Raw genomic sequence first — 20,655 nt, 5'->3', positions numbered from 1 at the left:
CCGTCAAACCTTTCCGCCTGTTCAAAACGCGCTCTATGAGCTTCTCCTGCTGTTGCAGCCGTCTCCGGTCCCACCCGCAGATATGTACTTTTTAGTTGTACCATCAACCAATTTGGATGATGGTACAACTATCTAATTTTGTCAACTGCAATTTGTTTCTTTTCCTTCGAAAATAACGTCTTTCCTTTATTTTCTTAGAATTTCAGTGCAAGAAACGTATCGCAGCAAAAGAATGATATTATTTTAACAAAGTTTGCTATTTTGTTGTTGATTTTGTCCAATTTTCATGTATAATGGAATTGAAAGATATCATTATTGCCTGTAAAAATTCCAGGTAATGGTACCTGTTCAAATCTGAACATGTACAAAATTTTCATCAAATTTATGAAAAGAGGTTAGATAAGCGATGGCAAAGATTGATTTAAGCAAGTATGGCATCACCGGAACCACAGAGATCGTCTACAACCCGTCTTATGAAATGTTATTCGAGGAGGAAATGAAACCGGAACTCGAAGGCTATGAAAAAGGACAGGTCAGCGAACTCGGAGCAGTTAATGTTATGACCGGTATCTACACCGGCCGTTCACCGAAAGATAAATTTATCGTTGTGGATGAAAATTCCAAAGATACTGTATGGTGGACATCTGACGAATACAAGAACGACAACCATCCGGCTTCTCAGGAAACCTGGAAGGCAGTAAAAGATATCGCATTAAAAGAACTTTCCAATAAGAGACTCTTCGTTGTCGACGCATTCTGCGGCGCAAACAAAGATACCCGCATGGCGATCCGTTTCATCGTTGAGGTCGCATGGCAGGCACACTTCGTAAAGAACATGTTCATCAAACCGACTGCTGAAGAACTCGAGAACTTCGAGCCGGATTTCGTTGTTTACAACGCATCCAAGGCAAAAGTTGAGAACTACAAGGAACTCGGCTTAAACTCCGAGACAGCCGTTGTCTTCAATATCACAAGCCGCGAGCAGGTTATCATCAATACCTGGTACGGCGGAGAAATGAAGAAAGGTATGTTCTCCATGATGAACTACTACCTTCCGTTAAAGGGCATCGCTTCCATGCACTGCTCTGCAAACACCGATATGGAAGGCAAGAACACCGCGATCTTCTTCGGTCTCTCCGGAACCGGTAAGACAACTCTTTCCACAGATCCGAAACGTCTCCTGATCGGTGATGACGAGCACGGCTGGGACGACAACGGAGTATTCAACTTCGAGGGCGGCTGCTACGCGAAGGTTATCAACCTCGATAAAGATTCCGAGCCGGATATCTACAATGCGATCAAGCGCAACGCTCTTCTTGAGAACGTAACTCTCGACAAGGACGGCGTGATCGATTTCACTGACAAGAGCGTAACTGAGAATACCCGTGTCTCCTATCCGATCGACCATATTAAAAATATCGTCCGCCCGATCTCCGCAGGTCCGGCAGCAAAGAACGTGATCTTCCTCTCCGCAGATGCATTCGGCGTACTTCCGCCGGTATCCATCCTGACTCCGGAGCAGACAAAATACTACTTCCTGTCCGGTTTCACAGCAAAACTTGCCGGAACCGAGCGCGGAATTACAGAGCCGACACCGACCTTCTCCGCTTGCTTTGGTCAGGCATTCCTCGAACTCCATCCGACAAAATATGCGGAAGAGCTCGTTAAGAAGATGGAAAAGAGCGGCGCTAAGGCATACCTCGTAAATACAGGCTGGAACGGAACCGGAAAACGTATCTCCATCAAAGATACCCGTGGAATCATCGATGCGATCTTAAACGGCGATATTTTAAACGCTCCGACAAAGAAGATCCCGTACTTCAACTTCGAAGTTCCGACCGAGCTTCCGGGCGTTGACTCCAAGATTCTCGACCCACGCGATACATACGCAAACGTTGCTGACTGGGAAGAGAAAGCAAAAGACCTCTCCGGAAGATTCATCAAGAACTTCGCAAAATACGAGAGCAACGAAGCCGGCAAAGCACTTGTTGCCGCTGGCCCGCAGATCTGATCTTAAATTTATTGGAACTGCTTCCATTTCGCAATTTCAAAGGACGCTGCAAAATCTGCAGCGTCCTTTTTTTAATCTCAGCCGGACAAAACTCCCTCTCCTGTCCCAAGCTCTTTTTCCCGTTCCCAGCACTTCTTTTTATTGATCCTTTCTCCAGTTTTCCACTCTGTACTCTCACATAGCCCGGAAAATCCACGGTGTGATCCTGTAGCCAGATTTTCCTGTGTTTTGCTGCTGTGGCTTTCCATAAATCATAAGCCTGTAAATTTATTCTTCTGACTCCCAACAAATACAGACTGAAAGCTAAAAATCTTATTCTGTTTTTTAAATAATCCTTGCAATATGGTATTTCTTATGGTATTATATCAGTAACAGTTACTATTATTATTTTAGATTATTCACAAGGAGGTCCTCTATGAGCGTAAAATTCTATATCTGCAATCACTGCAAGAATATCATCACAAAAATGAACGATTCCGGCGTCCCGGTTGTCTGTTGCGGAGAGAAAATGACGGAACTGATCCCCGGCACTTCGGACGGTGCACACGAAAAACATGTCCCGGCCTTCGAAGTAAACGGAAATAAAGTTTCCGTAAAAGTCGGCTCTGTGGAACATCCGATGATGGAAAAACACTATATCCAGTGGATCCTGATCGAGACAAATTTCGGAACCCACTGCCGTTCTCTTACTCCGGAAGATAAACCAGAAGCAGAGTTCTTCCTCGCTGACGGTGAAAAGCTGATCGCAGTTTATGAGTACTGCAATCTTCATGGACTCTGGAAAGCGGAAGCATAACTCCCGCACTGCCCGAAGCTACTCTCTCATAAAAACAACGGAAGCTGCCCCGGCAGTCCTCAAAAATGCGCGTTTTAAAAAGCAGCAGCTGATATTTGATCTGCTGCTGCTTTTTTTATCCATCTTAACTTTTTCTCCCTTAATCCACCTTCAGCGCATTCGGATAGATCTTTTTCAACACGTCATCCCCATAATGCTCATCCATCTCCTGCTGCCAGGACGATGTCGCCGGGATTCCCTTTTCCCGTTCACTGCTCCGGATCAACGCCAGTCCGGAAACCGCCATATCCACACAGAAAAAGACAAGGAGCAGCCATGTCGCGATCTTTCCAAAGCGGATCGGGATCTTCTCGATCCAGGCGGACATCACCGGGTAAACACCTTTGATCCAGACAACCGCCGCGATCCCCCAGAAAAAACAGTACAGAAGGTTGATGCGCCCGCCAAGGTTAAACGGGATCTTACTGTAGTCCCAGAATACTTTTCCGAACATGATCTCCGTCATGACGCTGCAGGTATATTCATACGCGCCTCCTAAAAATGTGCCCATAAAGAACAGAAAGCGGTCCGAATATTTCCGGTAGCGGTACAAAAGCATCGTCGCCGCCGCGAGAGCCACTCCCCAGACGATACTGAACGGTCCCCAGACAAAACTGCTCCGGCTCATCCAGATTCCTGCCGTCAGCCGGCAGAAGATCGTCTCCACGATATCTCCCAAAAATGCGCCGACAACAAGCAAAAGTGCGATCTTATAGAAACAGAGTCCGTAGGCAAAGACGGTCTTTCTCTGCTCGGCCTCGGCCTGAAGCTCCCTGCGGTAAGCCGCTTCCGGGTACGCATTCTGGATCCTTCGGTCCACCCAGCCGTAGATCCTGCGCTCAAGTCTGGAACTCACACCGGTCAGCCAGGAGTCAACGCCCTGCCACTGGCGGATCCTCCGGCTTCTTCCGGACAGGATGCACAGAGTTGCCGCGACATCCAGGATCAGGATCCCGCTGAGGATCCAGATCACAAGATGGGCCGGAGTCATCGGGATCATCCGGAATACGCCAATCAGAAGCGGCGCTCCCCATCGCATGGTGACAAATCCCAGAACGCCCCAGATCACGGAGACCGGAAAGCAGATATAGCCATCCAGATTCCATTTCACATGAGAATAGTCCCACCAGCGCTCATGGTACATTTTTTCGATCACATGACCGGCGATCCATTCCGCCAGCGTGGAAAAGATCATACTTCCAAGAAACAGCCAGATCCCCCTGAGGTCTCTGCATACCAGCATCAGTGCAGATCCGGTAATTCCATAGATCACACAGAGCGGTCCGTTTACAAGGCCTCTGTTTACAAAGCGTTTCTGCCTCACCGCCGCTGTCACGGTCTCAAGAACCCAGCCGGAAAAGCTGTAGGCAAAAAACAGCCACAGCCACTCATATCCGGAATATCCCATCCTTCATCACCTGTCCTCTCTGTAATTTCACGGCTCCCACCGCATCAATAATATCCCGCAGACTTTTTCATTCCCTCATAGTCTTCCTCTTCTTTCTCCCATCCGATCCGCCTCTCCGGCTTCGTCTGAATAGATATTTTACTATTTTACCACATAATCAGAAAACCGGAAATCCAATTTCCACAAAATAATCCCTGCATCCGCAGTTACAGTTTTCTTTTATTCTGTTTCTTTCCTATTTACCTACCAAAATAAAGGATATTTTTGTAATATTTTCTCCTCCGGGATGGATCCGTCGGGAAATTTCTGATGGTATTCCGCATCCATTTCCGATTTTTCCGCCAGTATTTCACATTTGTCCGTATAGTAAAGACATTCAGATCTTGTTCTCTCTTACTTTTTCGCTCCCCTTTTGTAATCTCCCTTTTATTTTTCCGGAATCCTGTTTTTTCCTTTATAATCTCATCTGAACTCTGCATTTTTTCACGTTGTATCCAGTTTTCGCAGAATTTTATTAACCGAATCTCATTTATTTCCTTATAATAAATGGTTCATCTTTTCAAAAATTTATGTTATACTAAACAAGTTCGTGTCAAACGGACAAATACAATTTTATATCAAAGGAAGGTCTCTTATGGAAAACACCAAGAAAATCGACTGGTACACCCTGGCCTTCATGGCATTCTCCACGGTTTGGGGATTCGGAAACGTGCTGAATGGCTTCGTTTACTTCAACGGAGTACAGGTAATCTTCAGCTGGATTCTGATGTTCGCTCTCTATTTCGTGCCTTATGCCCTGATGGTAGGTGAGCTCGGCTCCGCGTTCAAACAGTCCGGCGGCGGCGTGAGCTCCTGGATCCACGAAACGATCGGCCCGAAATGCGCTTATTACGCTGGCTGGACTTACTGGGCTTGCCATGTAACTTACATCGCAAGTAAAGGAAGCGGCGGATTAAAGGCATTAAGCTGGATGGTATTCCAGAACGGCTCCACTTACGACACATTCCCGACGATCGCTGTACAGATGGCAACACTCGCTGTCTTCCTGTTCTTCTGCTGGGTTGCAAGCCGCGGCTTAAACCCGTTAAAGAAATTAGCGACGATCGCTGGTTCCAGTATGTTCGTAATGTCCATCCTGTTCATCTTAATGATGTTCGCAGCACCGGTCATCAACCCGAACGGCGGTTTCGTATCTGCTGATTACACAGTAAAAGGTCTGATCCCGCAGTTCAACGTGAACTACTTCACATCCCTTTCTATCCTTGTATTCGCAGTCGGCGGATGCGAGAAGATCTCCCCTTATGTAAATAAGGTAAAAGATCCGTCCAAGGGATTCCCGAAGGGTATGATCATGTTAGCCGTTATGGTTATGGTCTGCGCGATCCTCGGAAGTATCGCAATGGGCATGATGTTTGATCCTGCTGTCATCAACGAGAGCAACGACAGCTTCAAGTCCTACGTTTCCAACGGCGCTTACTGGTCCTTCCAGAAGCTCGGTGAGTACTACCATGTTGGCAACCTCCTGCTCGTTATCTACGCAGCATGCAACGCCATCGGTCAGTTCTCCACACTTGTATTAAGTATCGACGCTCCGCTTCGTATACTTCTTGACAACGAGGACGCAAGACAGTTCGTTCCGTCCGGCCTCTTAAAGAAGAATGAGCATGGCGCATACATCAACGGTATCAAGATGGTTATCTGCTTATCCGGCAGCATCATCCTGATCCAGTCCTTCGTACCGGGTGCTGCATCCGTTCTGACTCAGTTAAACAAACTGAACTCTGTAACCATGCCGCTTCGTTACTTGTGGGTATTCGCAGCATACATTGCTCTCAGAAAATCCCTCAACAAGTTCAACCCGGAGTACAAATTTACAAAGAACCAGACAGTTGCCCTTGTTGCAGGCGGCTGGTGCTTCTTCGTAACCGCAGCTTGCTGTCTCCTCGGAATGTATGTTGAAGGCGATATCGCTTCCACAGCATTAAATGTAATCACACCGGTAGTGCTCACAGCACTTGGTCTGATCTTACCGGAGATCAAAAAGCAGGAAACTGCGAAAGCAAAATAAGTTTCATCTAAAAAAACGTGTGAAAATGAGTAATCATTCTTCACACGTTTTTTATTTACACAAACAACGAGCCAAAATCCACGCTTGCGCGATACCTTGGCGACTGTCTCTTTTTTCACACCTCTTCGATCCGGTGCAGCTCCCACACTCTCACATTCACCGGCTCAACAGCGCCTCCACAGTACGGGCAGACACGGTCTCCAAGTCCCGCGATCGGAGCCCCGCAATGCGGACAGCTGACGCCGATCGCAGTCTCTCCGCCCCTGATCTTTGTGATATCCTGGATATAGACGAGTTCCATATTAAAGCGGTGCTGCTCTTTTTCCCGCTCCACATTTTTCTTTTTATCCGGCGTCCTTAATGTATGCAGATACTCCACAGAGGACTGGATCCTGATCCTGCACTTTCCCGGGTTTTTGTCATATCTGGAGATCTCTGTCTGATGGACATGGATCGCATCAAATTCTTCCCGGATCTCCTTCTCCTCCATCTCCTCGATCTTCAGGCGAACCTGATCTTTCAATGACAGGGACACGTTTCCAAGATAAGAAAGATCCCGGTGCTCCAAGGCCTCCAGATAGCCTTTTAGCTGATTTTCACACCTCTGTTTCCACTCCGGCCAGTGAAACTCCGGGAAATCCTTCTCGATCCGCGGAAGTTCCACCCTCGTCATTCCGGACACCGACTTCGGTGTATCGTCCTCCAGCGCTTCCTGACGTTTCAGCCCTTCGATCAGACTCGAGGTTCCGAAAAATTCCCGCGAAATCTGCCGTATCTTAAACATCACAAAAAAGAGAGCTCCGATCAGACCCAGCCCAGTCACGATCGCGACGATGAGGATCGCGTTTCCTGCTGTCATATCGTTTCCTCCTACTGTAAGGAATCCTCCAAACAGACCCCTTTCGTTATCGTGGTTTCACCATGTATTTTCAACTGCTGACCACATAGACAAAACAGGGCAGCCTGCCAGAGTTTCACTCCAACCGCCGCCCTGAAATCACTTATTATTTATTTAAATAATCAATCGCAGTCTGCGCTAACAGAGAAGAACCTCTCCAGAGGATATCCTCGTCCACATCAAAACGGCTGTTATGTAACGGCCATACCGGATCCTGATCCTGTTTAGCGGTACCGAGCCATACAAACGCGCCTTTCTTCTCTTTCAGATAGAAGGAGAAGTCCTCCGCCGGCATAGCCGGGAGTTTTACATCCACAACATCATCTTTGCCGAAGAGCTTGATTGCTGTATTGCGGATCAGCTCAGCGTCCTCCTCATGATTTACAAGTGCCGGATAGCCGTGGCCATAGTTGATATCAGCAGTTGCGCCGGACTGTAAGCAGAGACCATCGAGAGTCTTTCTCATAGAATCCTCGATCATCGCGCGGGTGTCCTCATTTAATGTACGAACGGTTCCGTCCAGTGTACAGTCACCTGCGATAATGTTGTATCTTGTTCCTGCGTTAAAAATACCGAATGTCACAACAGCATTGTCAAGCGGATCAACTTTTCTGCTGACGATGGTCTGTGCGGCCATAACGAACTGGGAACCGAGAACAACAGCGTCAATACCCTGATTCGGTTTTGCGCCATGGGCAGTCTTACCATGGATATTGATCGTAAAGTGGTCTGTTGCAGCCATTAACGGGCCTGCCTTCACCCCGATCTTGCCGTGCGGAAGATCCGGCCATACATGAAGACCGAATACAGCTTCCACATCATCCATATATCCGGAATGGAGCATTCCTCTGGATCCGCCAACCGGAGACATCTCCTCCGCAGGCTGGAAGATCAGTTTCACCGTTCCGGCGATCTCTTCTCTTCTCTCACAGAGAAGCATTGCAGCACCAAGAAGACCCGTCATATGGTTGTCATGTCCGCAGGCATGCATAACACCGTCATTCTGGGACTTATAAGGAACCTCATTCATCTCCTGGATCTGTAATGCGTCCATATCCGCACGGAGAGCAACGACTTTACCCGGTTTCTTTCCCTTGATAACTCCGACTACACCGTATCCGCCGACATTTTCATATACTTCGTCGCATCCCATCTCCTTCAGATACTCTGCAACCTTCTTTCCGGTTCTTTCCTCATGCTGGGAAACCTCCGGGTGCATGTGAAAATCTCTTCTGATTTCAGATAATTTCGGCATGAAAGCCTTTGCTGACTCCGTAATTGTGCCCATTTTTATGTCCTCCTTATTTTTGAAGTCTTAATGAAAAGAACCCGGCGACAGTCCGTCTCCGGGTTCTTCTGAGTTCTCTGAATTATAAACCAAGAGCCTCTTTAACTTTAGCAACGATATGAACACCGATGTCCTTAGAAGCATCTACAGACTGAGCACCGATGTGCGGGGATACGATGAAGTTATCGCACTCGAACAGTGGGCTTGCGAATGTATCATTACCTGTTAAGCCGCTGCCTGCAAGTTCGTTCTCCATAACGTCTGCTGCGTAGCCGCCGATTCTGCCCTCTTTCAGAGCTTCATACATATCAGCCTCGTTTACGATACCGCCACGGCTCATGTTAAGAACAACAGCGCCGTCTTTCATCTCAGCGATGGATTTCTTATTGAAGAGATTCTTTGTCTCCGGTGTCAGCGGTACATGGATAGAGATGAAATCAGCAACCTTGATCAGCTCGTCGATAGAAGCCTTTGTTGCGCACTGCTGCTTAAATACGTCGTCCGGAAGGAACGGATCGTAAGCAACGATGTTCATCTTGAATGCACGGCCAAGCTCACCTACACGCTGACCGATACGGCCAAAGCCCATGATACCAAGAGTCTTGCCTCTCAGCTCGCGGCCTTCGAATTTATATTTATCCCACTCGTGTTTTACTTTTACATCGTAGTTTGCTACGAATGTTCCACGGGAGATATCTAACATCTTGGAGAATGTCAGCTCAGCAACTGCGTTTGCATTTAAGCCCGGTGCGTTGAATACCTGGATTCCTTTGGATTTTGCGTAATCCATATCGATGTGGTTTAAACCAACAGAGCAAACACCGATAACCTTTAAGTTCTTTGCAGCATCGATGATCTCTTTGTCGATCTTCGGGTCTACACGCATGATCAGGACATCAACATCACCGATCTCTGCAATAAGCTCCTCTTTGCTGCACGGAAGATTAGCAGCTGTCTTAACATTCATAACTTTGCTGAGTTCCTCAGCGATTCCACCCCATACTTTGTCGATAATAAGACAATTCATAATAAAAAACTCTCCTTTCAGGACAATGTTCCTTTCCTCCATCAACCACATGGAGGATCATACCCCGTACTCATCTATCTTACTTGAAGTACATTATTTTGTAAAGTATTTTCGCGAATTTGATTTATTTTCTTAATAAAGAATATTTTATTCCCATTGAGCATTTTGTGAATAAAATGTTCTTTTTCCCCGCTTCTGCTTTACTGTTTTTCTCTCACAGACAAATATCCGGAATCTGCACCAAACATTCCCATATATTTCATTTTTCTGCAAAAACAAACAGTAAATTCTCTCATCAGCAGTAATTCTGATCCATTTTCCAATAAATCAGAAAAGGGATGCCGTCGGGCACACTCCCCGACAGCATCCCCTATATTCAGTACCTAGTGCCCTTATGCAGTTTTTAGAAACCGCGGGCTTCGATATCCGAGGTTCGCTTCAAACTACCAAGCGATACCCTGAGCCATCATAGCATCTGCAACCTTCTGGAAACCAACCATGTTAGCACCTGCAACCAGGTTGTAACCAAGGCCGTACTTCTCAGCGCACTCAGCAGAACCATCATGGATCTCTGTCATGATCTGATGAAGCTTATCATCAACTTCCTTAGCTGTCCAGGAGATTCTCTCGCTGTTCTGGCTCATCTCGAGAGCGGATACAAGAACACCACCAGCGTTAACAGCCTTAGACGGAGCAACAACCATGTTCTTCTGATCCATTAAGAATCTAAGAGCTTCGTTTGTTGTCGGCATGTTAGCAACTTCGATGTAGTACTTGATGTTGTTAGCAACGATTCTCTTAGCCTGTGTAAGGTCTACATCGTTCTGTGTAGCACACGGCATGATGATATCAACTTTCTCGCCCCACGGCTTGTCTCCAGCTACGAACTTGCAGCCGAACTTATCAGCGTAGTCCTGAACTTTGTTACGTCCAGAAGCTCTCATCTCAAGCATGAAGTCGAATTTCTCTTTTGTTGTAATTCCGTCCGGATCGTAAATGTATCCATCCGGGCCAGAAAGTGTAACAGGCTTAGCACCTAACTCAGATAATTTCTGTACAACGCCCCAAGCTACGTTACCGAAACCAGCAACTGCAACTGTCTTACCCTCTAATGTGTCATGCTCATGTTTCATAACAGACTCAAGGTAGTAAACAGCGCCGAAACCTGTAGCTTCCGGACGAATTAAGGAACCACCGAAGGAACGAGCCTTACCTGTTAATACGCCGTTCTCGTAAGCTCCTCTAAGTTTTCTGTACTGACCGAACAGATAACCGATCTCACGTCCGCCAACACCAAGGTCACCAGCCGGAACATCGACATCCGGACCGATGTGACGATATAACTCTGTCATGAATGCCTGGCAGAATCTCATAACTTCTCTATCGCTCTTGCCGTTCGGATCGAAGTCGGAACCACCCTTAGCGCCGCCGATCGGAAGTGTTGTTAAGCTGTCTTTGAATGTCTGCTCGAAACCTAAGAATTTCATGATGGAAAGGTTTACGCTCGGTGCGAATCTTAAACCTCCCTTGTACGGTCCAATTGCTCCGTTGAACTGTACACGGTAACCTGTATTTACATGAATGTTTCCGTTGTCATCCTCCCACGGAACACGGAACTCGATAACTCTCTCCGGGATTACCATTCTCTCAAGAAGGGCAACCTTCTCATACTCCGGATGTGCATCTACAACCGGACCTAAGGAAGATAATACTTCTTCTACAGTCTGGCAGAACTCCGGCTCGTTAGCGTATTTAGTTTTTACGTCCTCAATTACCCTCTCAACATACTTGCTCATCTCGCAAATACCTCCTTAAATGTTGGTTCTTAAACCCCTGTGCCATTTTGCACTAATAAAAGACTTTCCTTTGCTCGTGAGTCTCAACCAAGTCCTTAATTGGATTTCCGAGAAAACTTTTGTATCTTTTGTATATACAGTTTAAATACCATATATAATACGTTGTTTTCACTATGTATACAGGATTTCTCGCTGCATCACGCGATCCGAAAGCTTCTGTATTTCCCTCAATACGGATCTTTCGAATCCCTTGATTTATTTAAGACTCATTTTGCTTACGTCCTTTATTTGTCTTTATTCTAACATACCCTTTTGACTTTGTCAACAATCTGTGGTACGATTCTTACAAAAGCCGATTTATCGACATAGCTGTCGTTAATAGCATGTCTTTATATCATTTTTTCATATATAAAAGGAGGTTCGGCCATGATCAGTATCAGCATCATAAGTCCTTTAAAATCAATGGCTGTCATCGATAAAGCGATCGAACACAACGATTTCGGATGCGTATTTCACAAGTATGTCTACGAGAGTCTGGAGGAAATTAAGGACATATATGACCAGTGTAAAGACATCTCGGATGTCCTCTTCTTCTCCGGTGAGCTCGGATATTCCTATATTCTGACGCATGTGGACGACCTGAAAGTCCCCTGCACCTTTATTTCCTATACGGAGAAGACGCTCCTGTCCATTCTTTTAAATTTCGTGATCCATTACCCTGATGTTCCGCTGAACAGACTTTATATCGATTTTCTGACTCCGGTCAATGATTTCATGAATCTGAAAAAATACCTGGATCCGGAGCACATGCCCTACTGCTTTGAAAATCCCGTCTATAATTATGAGACATTAAAGGAACGCGCCGTAGAGCTGTGGAAAGAGAAAAAGATCGATATGATGTTTACGAGAACGACCAATCAGCTGGAGGTCCTCAATAAGCTCCAGATCCCGTACATCCACTTTCTTCCGACCGAGGAGATGGTCCGCGACTCGATCCGCCACGCGGTAAACTCCATCCGCTTAAAGCAGAAAAGCCAGCTCAACAAGCTCGTGATCCTCATAAAGCTTGTCTATCCGGATAATATTTCTTCCCAGGACAGGGAATATCTGGAGATCACGCTGCACAAATATCTCCTAGATTTCCGGAAGGAATACAATTACGATTTCGCCATTCACGCCGTCTCTAACCGGTTCGAGCTCGCTCTCGACAGTGATCTCTATAAGAGCAGTTTCAGCAGGATCCAAGATCTCATCGCTTTCCTGGACCAGAAGGGCGACCTCGAATTCCGTCTCGGTGCCGGATTCGGAAAATCACTGGGCGAAAGCCATTATCAGGCAGATCTCGCACTGCAGGAAGCAGTCAAATACGGAAAGAACGATGGTTTCGTCATCTCCGGCGAGGACAACGCTCTCACAGGACCGCTCTCCCTCACCAGATCCTTAAACTACAGTTATTCCAACACGAAAGCGCTTGATTACTCCCAGAAGAATGGGATCAATGAGAGTAATCTCTTAAAGATCGTCGGTCTCTTCCAGATGGATAAAGACACGGTCATGACAGCCGCCTCCCTCTCCCAGTGGCTCAATATCACAAGCCGCAGCTGCAACCGGATCCTTCAGCAGCTTCTCGACTCCAATTTAATAGAAGAGATCGAGTCGCAGAAGCAGGAGGGAAAAGGCCGTCCGACAAGGCAGTACCGGTTCTGCAAGGGCAATTTTATACGGACGTTTTTCTGATCTTCATGCCAAATGCATGGAAACAAAAAAAGACACAGCCGGGACTGCATCCTCTCCCGGCTGTGTCTTTTTATCTTCCTATTAGAATATTTCCCGGCACACTTCTTTGCAGTTGCTCTCTTATGCTAATGCAGCGAGCTCTTTTCCAAGTGCCTTGCAGTTTGCAAGTGCATCGTCATCCGGTGTTTCCTGGCAGATCACGCCCTCACCACCGACAACAGTTGCGCCTGCAGCTTTCATTCTGTCTTCCCAGTCTCTCATCCACTGGCCGTCTCCCCAACCATAGGAACCGAACAGACCGATCTTCTTGCCAGCTGCGAAAGCCTCAACTTCTGTTACGAACGGCTCCATCTCGCCTTCCTCAAGAACCTCAGCTCCCATTGCCGGGCATCCGAGTGCGAAAGCGGAAGCTTCCTTTAAGTCATCCATGGAAACGGAAGAGATATCTGTGACAACAGCCTCTTTTCCTGCCTCTGTGATTCCTTCGCCGACTGCTGCAGCCATAGCAGCTGTATTTCCTGTCTGGGACCAGTATGCAACAATAACCTTATCCATTTTTGATTTCCTCCTGAAATTTGTTTTGCGGTAACCCGGACCTCGCCGTCCGCCGCTTTTATAATTGGAACCGGCGGTATTTAAGATGCCGCCAGGATATCCCTGATTTCATTCCCGTTTCCGGTCATGCCGATCACATAATCTCTCGCCTGATCGTAAGCTTCAAATGTTTTTAATGTATCTTCCAGATTTCCATATACTTTCCAGTATCCGGAGTACAGAAAATCTCTGCCTTCTTTTTCGATAAATCCTTCCACATCCACCGGCGGATAGCCGAGGACAAGTCCGATCTCATGCGGAAATCCGCGCTTTCCGTTCATATGATCCTGATAAGCATCCGCGATCCTGTTCAAAGTTTCTTCCAGATCCGGATTTTCATACCCGAAAGATGTCATCAGTTTTTTTACATCTTCGCGCTCCAGGTATGCCGCAAGCATTCCCGGACGATATAAAAGGATGGACAATCTTCCCTGAAATTCGTAGAGCACTCTGCAGCAGACCGGTGATCCTTCAAAGATCCGGAGCACTTCCTCTTTCTGATCTGAGCGCACATTCAGGAGATTTGATAATTTGATCCCTGTGAGAAGCGGCGCGCACTGCAAAACAACCTGCTTCTTCGTTCCGTTCACCGGGAGCTTCTGTACTGCCCCGAAGATCTCTTCGCTCATGCGTATACCGCCTTTCTGAACATCACGCGCTATGCTTTTCGAGGATTTCAGCCAGTGCTGTTCCGCTGCTCGTATGACAGCGGACGATATCGGTACGGTCCTCATCCACCTCGTCCAGTACGCAGCGTACCATCTTGTGGGATACCGTATTTGTAAACAGGATCAGAAGATCCGGTCTTCCGATCAGCTTATCGAGTCCTGTCTTCATCTGGGTAAAAACTTTCGCTTTATATTTATGATTTTCACAAATTTCTTTATACTGTCTGACCATGCGGTCATGTCCGCCGATAATAACAACGCTCATGTAATATTCCTCCTTTGCTTAAAGGTTAGCTCCGTCTAACTGATGATATAAGGTTAGCATAAGCTAACTTTAATGTCAATATCTGCTATTGAGAGTTTTTCTCATTAGTTAGTTTTAGCTAATCGTATGGTCCTATCGCATTTATCCCGCCACGCGAAATGGCAGCGAACAGCCCGATCACTCATGCTGCCGATCCGGACTTTTCGGTTCAAAAATCTTTATAGATTTTCAAAAACAAGTGGAATTAACTTTGACTCAGTCCATATCTTGTGTTATAGTAGAAGGACGAATTATAACTGTTCAACAGGTCTGCACTCGTTACAGTACACGGGCACTCCATGCCCGTGAAAAGGCAACCTTGCACACACGTTATACTGACTGTGATAAGACATGAACAGGAAGATAAAGAATCCTGTAAACTTCGTTTAACTGACTGACACCTGCAGACGCAGCTCTGTTTAATCCGGAGATTTCCGGCACAAAGCTGCATGATGTTCCAATATATGGGGGTAATTATTTGAAAATCCAGGAATCCGCTGAAAACTATCTTGAGACAATTTTAATGTTAAGTGAAAAACAGCCGTATGTGCGTTCTATCGATATCGCGACCGAGCTCGGCTTCTCGAAACCAAGCGTCAGTGTCGCAATGAAAAATCTCCGGGTCAACAATCTGATCCTGGTAAATGACGAGGGACACATTACACTGACCGACGAAGGCCGCCGGATCGCCGAGACGATCTATGAGCGCCACACGGCCCTCTCCAAATGGCTGATGGACCTCGGAGTCAGTGAAAAGACAGCTCTCGAGGACGCGTGCCGCATCGAGCACGATATCAGTGCTGAGAGCTTTGCGGCGATCAAGGAACATATTAAGAAATATTCTTCTGAAGCGAAGAATTGAGTAATGTAAAACTTCTCTCGAAAGTTCCATTTTCATTATGAACGTCCTTAAAAATGTCTGAAATGCAATTCAACAAAAAAGCGCAGCGATCACAGACTCCAATAAGTCCATGATCCTGCGCTTTTTATTGCCGCGCGCGATTTCCCGCACACTTTTCTTTTTATTGCTCCTCAGTCCTTATAAGCGAATCCCGCAAAGGACAGCTCGCATCCGCCTGCCACGCGGCGGAAAATATTTACAACCGTACTCATCACATCGATAAACACATTGTCCTTCGTCTCAACTCTGACCCGGCTGCGGTCATCAATGATCTCGGCATCCCGGATATCCGGAAGTTCCAGGACTTCCCGCATGATCTCCGATGCCTCCTGCTCCGAAATCTTCTTTGAAAGCTGATAAAATCTTCCCATGATCTGCTCCATTTCCCTCCCGCAGGAGTTGCGTTAAAAGCGGCCGTTCCCATCGGAAGTTTTTCATGTGATCCGGGTGGATCGCGAGCCGTTTGTTAGGTGCTGCTAACTATTTTTATCATACACCTTTTTGCAGAAAATGGAAGATTCTTATTGAGAACTTTTCTCATTTAAGTAAATTATCATTTATGACATGCAATTTTTTACACACACACTATGGCGACATTTTACCGATATTTCGCATTTCAGATCCGTAGAATATCTGAACACAGGGCTTTTCCTGCCATGACTTTTCCAGAATCTTTATAGTGCAGTACTATTTCACCCACACACCACTTGCATTGACCTTATATCCATCCGGAGTTGTCGTATTCGTCAGCATATATCCGTCAGAGCCCATATAGTACCAGAGTCCGCTCACCGGCGACTGGAACCAGGCATTTGTGAGGTAGCCGCCGGACTTTTTGTCCACCCACCAGCCTTTGGAATTGCTCTTCCACTGGTAGAGAGCACCTTTGCTGTAGAGGTACATATTGGAGAGCACACCTGACGCGCAGACATTATTGATCACAAATCTCTGTCTCCATGTCTTTCCGTCGGAATCCTTCGCCTGGATTTCAAAGGCACCGGCCTGTCCTGTGTAGGAGGACTTTCCTTCCGACTTTCTCGCGTTCCAGTCCAGTGTATACTGGAGAGTACCGCCTTTCTTTACCGTTCCGAGAGACGCGCTGAAATCCCGGATCGGATTTCCCATCCCATCATATGCCCTTACCGTATAAGTCGCACTCGCTGCCGCCTCCGTAAACGTCACGACGGTTCCTCTCTTCACGATCGGCGCATCCTCCGTCTCTTTCTTTCCCGATGTATTTGTCACAGTCACATTCGTCGTCCCCACATAGGAACTGTCCGCGCTCTCAACTCTCCAGGTAAATCCGGCAAACGCCGTGATCTGGAATGCTGCCGCAAAGATGCATGCGAAGATAGCTGTCTTGATCGATTTTTTCATAGCGATCCACCTCACTTAAATTTAGCACTCATTCCATTATAGCTTATCTCCGAACGAAATGCAACTTGACGAGTCTTACGCTTCTCTTATGGAAAAGTGGCAAAATGAGGGCGGAAAGAAATGACATGAGAAAATATTCTTTGAATCTTGAAACCACTTTCGTCGGGAGTTTGACACTTGTCTAAACTCCCGTTCTGTCAGATTTTTTATTTCATTTTATCGTATTTTCCAAACTTTACCAGTCAATCATAACATACTTTCCTTTTCGCTTCAAGTTCGCAGGTTTCCCCATAAAATCCTGCAAAATGCCCTTTCTCCCGCCCTTTCACATTGACATCCCCTCTCAGTATGCGATATAATTCTTATTAACTATCTTCAAAGATTTTAAAGGGCAAAATCATCATTTTTTTGCCCCCAGACATCTTTTAAACGCTTACTTGAGGGGGTATTTTTAGTTATTATGAATGGTGCAGAAGCTATGGTCAAATGCCTCGAGGAAGAGGGCGTAACCAGGATCTTCGGATATCCGGGCGTTGCGATCTCCCCGTTTTATGAGGCCTTATATAATGCCGGAACCATCGAGCATGTCCTCGTCCGCCAGGAACAGGCTGCCGGACACGCCGCAAGCGGCTACGCCCGCATCTCCAGAAAAGCTGCGGTCTGCGTAACGTCCTCCGGCCCAGGCGCGACAAACCTGATCACGGCACTGGCGACAGCTTACGCCGACAGTATTCCGCTTATCGCGATCACCGGGCAGGTAAACTCCAATCTCCTTGGACGTGATGTATTCCAGGAAGCCGACATGCGTGGTTCCACAGAATCTTTTGTTAAGTACAGCTATCTTGTAAAAAGCGCCGATGATATTCCGCGTATCTTTAAGGAAGCTTTCTATATCGCCTCCACCGGACGAAAGGGACCGGTCCTTATCGATATTCCCTGCGATGTCCAGATGGACCTCTTAAAGAAATCCTTCGACTACACATCTGAGGTCAATATCCGCGGATACAAGCCGAATACAAAGGGAAACAACCCACAGATGCACAAGGTAGTCGCAGCGATCAACAAGGCGAAAAAGCCGTTGATCTGTGCCGGCGGCGGCGTGATCCTCGGAAATGGTGAGGAATGTGTCCGCCAGTTCTGCGAGAAAAACAATATCCCGCTTGTCACAACGATGATGGGAATCGGTGTCATGCCGAAGAACCACCCGCTCTACTTCGGTATGCTCGGAAACAACGGAAAACCTTACGCAAACCGCGCGGTCGCAAACAGTGACCTTCTGATCATCGCGGGCGCAAGGATCGCAGACCGCGCCGTTCCGAAGCCGGAAAACCTGGAACAGCAGGTCAACATCATCCACATCGATATCGATACCGCTGAGATCGGCAAAAACCTTGGACCGACGATCCCACTGGTCGGCGATATCAAGAATATTTTCGACCGCCTCCTGCAGGAGAATATCTCCATCGACACGACACAGTGGATCGAGACACTCCACGATATCAAGAAGAGTACCGTTGACCACCGTGTTTTCAGTGACAAGCTCGTAAATCCGATGCTCTTAGTCCAGCATCTCTCCGAGAAAATGGATGATGACGCGATCTATGTTGCCGATGTCGGACAGAACCAGCTCTGGTCCGCCGACAACTATGTGATGAAAAACGGCCGTTTCCTCACGAGCGGCGGTATGGGAACTATGGGCTACTCGATCCCGGCTGGAATCGGAGCGAAGATGTGTACTCCGGACAAGCAGGTCGTCGTTGTCTGCGGTGACGGTTCCTTCCAGATGTCCATGTACGAGCTTGGAACCATCGCAGTAAACAAGGTCCCGATAAAGATCCTTGTCATGAGAAACCACTATCTCGGTCTCGTCCGTGAGCATCAGGAAAAGACTTACGAGGAACATTATTTCGGTGTCCAGCTCTACGATTATCCGAAATATGCCGAAATCGCCGCTGCCTACGATATGGAATATTTCCACTGCGACAGCAACGAAACTCTTGACGCGGAGCTCGACCGTTTCCTCGCCTGCGACAAAGCATGCCTCATGGTCTGCGAAGTCGACAGCCACAATAATACGAAATAAGGAGAACGCAAGATGAAAGGTATTTTTTCTGTACTTGTAGAAAATAAAGACGGTGTTCTCTCCCAGATATCCGGTCTCTTTGCGAGAAGAGGCTTCAACATCGACAGCCTTGCCGTAGGTGAGACCGAACGCCACGATATTTCCAGCATGACGATCGTCTCCACCGGCGACCAGCGCACGGTCGATCAGATCGAGAAACACTTAAACAAAAAGCTTGACGTGATCAAGGTGCGCCGCCTTGAAGAGAACCGCAGCGTCCTTCTCGAGATGATGCTCATCAAGGTCTCCTACTCTGCGGCAAACCGCAGTTCCCTGATCGAGCTCTGCAGCGTCATGGGTGCAAAGATCGTCCACGTCTCCCCGAAGAGCATGGTCATTGAGTTCCATGCCGCTCCGGATGTGATCACGGACTTTATCGAGCTTGTGAGAAGCTTCGGGATCCTGGAGCTCCAGAGGACTGGAACGATCTGTATGTCAAAAGACTGATTCCCCATTATCGCGACAGCCGTCAGGGTCTCGCGCAGACGCGGATTTTGGCTCGTTGTTCACGTAAATCAAAAAATGTCATGAACGGAAGCTTTTTACTCAATGCTTTCTTTCATGACATTTTTTATAGCTCTTCAGCTGATTGCTGCAAACAGTGATACCGCTATTTATAACTTTCTGACGATACCGGATATTTTCGATGCCAACATCCGAATGCAGCTGTCAATGACAGATCCGTAAGTCCCTTTTAGCTGCGCTCTGCCATAAATTTCTCGACTTCTTCATATGTAGGGATGCTCGGCGCCGCTCCACTCCTGCTGACCGCGATCGCGCTTGCCGCACTCGCCGTTTTTAGGATTTCCGGGATCTCTTTTCCTTTTGTGAGTCCCGAAAGGAAATATCCACAGAACGTATCCCCTGCCGCGGTCGTATCCACTGCTTTTACCTTATAGATTTCCTGTTTAAAGCACCGGGTTTCATCAAAATACCAGGAACCTTTTTCTCCCAACGTCAGGACAAAAGCTGCTTTCGGATATTTTTCCTTTAATTTTCCCATGATCGTTTCCGGCTCTTCACTCTCTGCACCGGAAATTTCTTTCCCCTCGATCTCGTTGAGAATAAAATAATCGATAAGATCCATCGGGATCGTCTTCAGATTCTCATTGATTGGTGATGGATTCAGGGCAATCTTTGCCCCGGCTTTCTTCGCCTGCTCCACGGCATATCCCACATTGGAGATCTCATTCTGGAGAAGGACGATATCTCCTTCACTGATTTCCCTTAGAGCATCGTCGATCATGCCCATTGAGACAGCATCATTTGCTCCCCCGCAGATAATGATATTGTTCTGCCCGTTTTTGTCCACCTGGATCACGGCATGACCGCTTGCTCCTGAAAGAATCTTCGTTTTTCCTGTATGAACTCCGGAAATTCTAAGAATTTCCAGAAGCATTCCTCCGTCAGATCCCACAGCACCTGCATGGTGTACCTCCGCTCCGGAACGCGCAGCGGCGATCGACTGATTCAATCCCTTACCTCCGCAGGCCTCAGAATATGTATGCACTTTGATCGTCTCCCCCGGCTGGACAAAATGTTCCACACCGTAAATCCGATCGATGTTTAAAGAACCGATATTGATAATTTTCATAACATTCTCCCCGGGATCTCCCGAAAA

The 20,655-nt window shown here is 47.1% G+C and carries 18 protein-coding genes; 7 read left to right on the top strand and 11 right to left on the bottom strand.

Annotated elements, in window-relative coordinates; all coding sequences use genetic code 11:
- Window positions 1–406 precede the first annotated feature (406 nt).
- A complete protein-coding gene (gene pckA / locus ACI3EW_RS04900; RefSeq protein WP_118298810.1) occupies window positions 407–2,011 on the top strand; it encodes a phosphoenolpyruvate carboxykinase (ATP) in 1,605 nt (534 codons plus the stop codon).
- Between the two features lie 415 nt (window positions 2,012–2,426).
- Window positions 2,427–2,807: a desulfoferrodoxin family protein gene (locus ACI3EW_RS04895; protein WP_118298811.1), complete on the top strand. Its 381-nt coding sequence runs from the start codon at window positions 2,427–2,429 to the stop codon at window positions 2,805–2,807.
- Window positions 2,808–2,946: 139 nt separating this feature from the next.
- Here the strand turns inward: ACI3EW_RS04895 and ACI3EW_RS04890 are convergent, their stop codons facing one another.
- Entirely contained in the window at window positions 2,947–4,254 is a 1,308-nt protein-coding gene (locus tag ACI3EW_RS04890; protein ID WP_405580421.1) for a putative ABC transporter permease, read from the bottom strand.
- A gap of 634 nt (window positions 4,255–4,888) precedes the next feature.
- On the opposite strand from ACI3EW_RS04890, the gene ACI3EW_RS04885 reads away from it, so the two are divergent.
- Window positions 4,889–6,322: an amino acid permease gene (locus tag ACI3EW_RS04885; RefSeq protein ID WP_405580418.1), complete on the top strand. Its 1,434-nt coding sequence runs from the start codon at window positions 4,889–4,891 to the stop codon at window positions 6,320–6,322.
- Window positions 6,323–6,437: 115 nt separating this feature from the next.
- Here ACI3EW_RS04885 and ACI3EW_RS04880 read toward each other — a convergent pair whose 3' ends face one another.
- From ACI3EW_RS04880 to gdhA, 4 genes are all read right to left on the bottom strand, one after another.
- Window positions 6,438–7,181 (bottom strand): zinc ribbon domain-containing protein, encoded by a 744-nt coding sequence (locus ACI3EW_RS04880; protein WP_485663311.1) that lies wholly within the window; start codon window positions 7,179–7,181, stop codon window positions 6,438–6,440.
- Between the two features lie 145 nt (window positions 7,182–7,326).
- Window positions 7,327–8,508, bottom strand: coding sequence for a M20 metallopeptidase family protein (locus tag ACI3EW_RS04875; protein WP_117512827.1), 1,182 nt, complete (start codon window positions 8,506–8,508; stop codon window positions 7,327–7,329).
- Between the two features lie 82 nt (window positions 8,509–8,590).
- The gene (locus ACI3EW_RS04870; protein ID WP_118529347.1) at window positions 8,591–9,535 is read right to left on the bottom strand and encodes a D-2-hydroxyacid dehydrogenase; all 945 of its coding nucleotides are present in this window, start codon (window positions 9,533–9,535) and stop codon (window positions 8,591–8,593) included.
- Between the two features lie 443 nt (window positions 9,536–9,978).
- Complete coding sequence (gdhA, locus tag ACI3EW_RS04865; protein ID WP_015555083.1) at window positions 9,979–11,331, bottom strand: NADP-specific glutamate dehydrogenase; 1,353 nt, start codon at window positions 11,329–11,331, stop codon at window positions 9,979–9,981.
- Between the two features lie 426 nt (window positions 11,332–11,757).
- On the opposite strand from gdhA, the gene ACI3EW_RS04860 reads away from it, so the two are divergent.
- The gene (locus ACI3EW_RS04860) at window positions 11,758–13,068 is read left to right on the top strand and encodes a hypothetical protein (protein WP_405580407.1); all 1,311 of its coding nucleotides are present in this window, start codon (window positions 11,758–11,760) and stop codon (window positions 13,066–13,068) included.
- Window positions 13,069–13,188: 120 nt separating this feature from the next.
- Here the strand turns inward: ACI3EW_RS04860 and ACI3EW_RS04855 are convergent, their stop codons facing one another.
- From ACI3EW_RS04855 to ACI3EW_RS04845, 3 genes are all read right to left on the bottom strand, one after another.
- Window positions 13,189–13,623, bottom strand: coding sequence for a flavodoxin (locus ACI3EW_RS04855; protein ID WP_118298820.1), 435 nt, complete (start codon window positions 13,621–13,623; stop codon window positions 13,189–13,191).
- Window positions 13,624–13,703: 80 nt separating this feature from the next.
- Window positions 13,704–14,291: a DUF3793 family protein gene (locus ACI3EW_RS04850; RefSeq protein WP_182426708.1), complete on the bottom strand. Its 588-nt coding sequence runs from the start codon at window positions 14,289–14,291 to the stop codon at window positions 13,704–13,706.
- A 22-nt stretch (window positions 14,292–14,313) separates the two neighbouring features.
- On the bottom strand, window positions 14,314–14,595 hold the full coding sequence (locus ACI3EW_RS04845) for a DUF2325 domain-containing protein (RefSeq protein WP_118298822.1): 282 nt from the start codon (window positions 14,593–14,595) through the stop codon (window positions 14,314–14,316).
- Between the two features lie 517 nt (window positions 14,596–15,112).
- Here ACI3EW_RS04845 and ACI3EW_RS04840 point away from each other — a divergent pair.
- On the top strand, window positions 15,113–15,496 hold the full coding sequence (locus ACI3EW_RS04840; protein WP_118298823.1) for a metal-dependent transcriptional regulator: 384 nt from the start codon (window positions 15,113–15,115) through the stop codon (window positions 15,494–15,496).
- A gap of 170 nt (window positions 15,497–15,666) precedes the next feature.
- Here the strand turns inward: ACI3EW_RS04840 and ACI3EW_RS04835 are convergent, their stop codons facing one another.
- Together ACI3EW_RS04835 and ACI3EW_RS04830 are read right to left on the bottom strand one after the other, a co-directional pair.
- A complete protein-coding gene (locus ACI3EW_RS04835) occupies window positions 15,667–15,918 on the bottom strand; it encodes a hypothetical protein (protein WP_405582461.1) in 252 nt (83 codons plus the stop codon).
- A gap of 304 nt (window positions 15,919–16,222) precedes the next feature.
- Window positions 16,223–16,912, bottom strand: coding sequence for a hypothetical protein (locus ACI3EW_RS04830; RefSeq protein ID WP_215703116.1), 690 nt, complete (start codon window positions 16,910–16,912; stop codon window positions 16,223–16,225).
- Between the two features lie 460 nt (window positions 16,913–17,372).
- On the opposite strand from ACI3EW_RS04830, the gene ilvB reads away from it, so the two are divergent.
- Together ilvB and ilvN are read left to right on the top strand one after the other, a co-directional pair.
- Entirely contained in the window at window positions 17,373–18,995 is a 1,623-nt protein-coding gene (gene ilvB, locus ACI3EW_RS04825) for a biosynthetic-type acetolactate synthase large subunit (protein ID WP_405582457.1), read from the top strand.
- 12 nt (window positions 18,996–19,007) lie between these two features.
- Window positions 19,008–19,481, top strand: a complete 474-nt coding sequence (gene ilvN, locus ACI3EW_RS04820) for an acetolactate synthase small subunit (RefSeq protein WP_118727895.1) — start codon at window positions 19,008–19,010, stop codon at window positions 19,479–19,481.
- A gap of 247 nt (window positions 19,482–19,728) precedes the next feature.
- Here ilvN and ACI3EW_RS04815 read toward each other — a convergent pair whose 3' ends face one another.
- Window positions 19,729–20,628 (bottom strand): ribokinase, encoded by a 900-nt coding sequence (locus ACI3EW_RS04815; RefSeq protein ID WP_118529340.1) that lies wholly within the window; start codon window positions 20,626–20,628, stop codon window positions 19,729–19,731.
- Window positions 20,629–20,655 lie beyond the last annotated feature (27 nt).

Origin of the sequence: Pilosibacter rotomagensis, assembly GCF_045062245.2 — a bacterium.
GTDB lineage: Bacteria > Bacillota > Clostridia > Lachnospirales > Lachnospiraceae > Pilosibacter.
This window is presented reverse-complemented; position numbering and strand designations above follow the sequence as displayed.

What these genes read in the sequence shown, in the direction of transcription:
- ACI3EW_RS04885 (WP_405580418.1), top strand. Translation starts at nt 4,889, where the DNA reads ATGGAAAACACCAAGAAAATCGACTGGTACACCCTGGCCTTCATGGCA.
- pckA (WP_118298810.1), top strand. Translation starts at nt 407, where the DNA reads ATGGCAAAGATTGATTTAAGCAAGTATGGCATCACCGGAACCACAGAG.
- ilvB (WP_405582457.1), top strand. Translation starts at nt 17,373, where the DNA reads ATGAATGGTGCAGAAGCTATGGTCAAATGCCTCGAGGAAGAGGGCGTA.
- ACI3EW_RS04880 (WP_485663311.1), bottom strand. Translation starts at nt 7,181, where the DNA reads ATGACAGCAGGAAACGCGATCCTCATCGTCGCGATCGTGACTGGGCTG.
- ACI3EW_RS04870 (WP_118529347.1), bottom strand. Translation starts at nt 9,535, where the DNA reads ATGAATTGTCTTATTATCGACAAAGTATGGGGTGGAATCGCTGAGGAA.
- ilvN (WP_118727895.1), top strand. Translation starts at nt 19,008, where the DNA reads ATGAAAGGTATTTTTTCTGTACTTGTAGAAAATAAAGACGGTGTTCTC.
- ACI3EW_RS04855 (WP_118298820.1), bottom strand. Translation starts at nt 13,623, where the DNA reads ATGGATAAGGTTATTGTTGCATACTGGTCCCAGACAGGAAATACAGCT.
- ACI3EW_RS04815 (WP_118529340.1), bottom strand. Translation starts at nt 20,628, where the DNA reads ATGAAAATTATCAATATCGGTTCTTTAAACATCGATCGGATTTACGGT.
- ACI3EW_RS04845 (WP_118298822.1), bottom strand. Translation starts at nt 14,595, where the DNA reads ATGAGCGTTGTTATTATCGGCGGACATGACCGCATGGTCAGACAGTAT.
- ACI3EW_RS04890 (WP_405580421.1), bottom strand. Translation starts at nt 4,254, where the DNA reads ATGGGATATTCCGGATATGAGTGGCTGTGGCTGTTTTTTGCCTACAGC.
- ACI3EW_RS04895 (WP_118298811.1), top strand. Translation starts at nt 2,427, where the DNA reads ATGAGCGTAAAATTCTATATCTGCAATCACTGCAAGAATATCATCACA.
- gdhA (WP_015555083.1), bottom strand. Translation starts at nt 11,331, where the DNA reads ATGAGCAAGTATGTTGAGAGGGTAATTGAGGACGTAAAAACTAAATAC.
- ACI3EW_RS04875 (WP_117512827.1), bottom strand. Translation starts at nt 8,508, where the DNA reads ATGGGCACAATTACGGAGTCAGCAAAGGCTTTCATGCCGAAATTATCT.
- ACI3EW_RS04850 (WP_182426708.1), bottom strand. Translation starts at nt 14,291, where the DNA reads ATGAGCGAAGAGATCTTCGGGGCAGTACAGAAGCTCCCGGTGAACGGA.
- ACI3EW_RS04860 (WP_405580407.1), top strand. Translation starts at nt 11,758, where the DNA reads ATGATCAGTATCAGCATCATAAGTCCTTTAAAATCAATGGCTGTCATC.
- ACI3EW_RS04830 (WP_215703116.1), bottom strand. Translation starts at nt 16,912, where the DNA reads ATGAAAAAATCGATCAAGACAGCTATCTTCGCATGCATCTTTGCGGCA.
- ACI3EW_RS04835 (WP_405582461.1), bottom strand. Translation starts at nt 15,918, where the DNA reads ATGGAGCAGATCATGGGAAGATTTTATCAGCTTTCAAAGAAGATTTCG.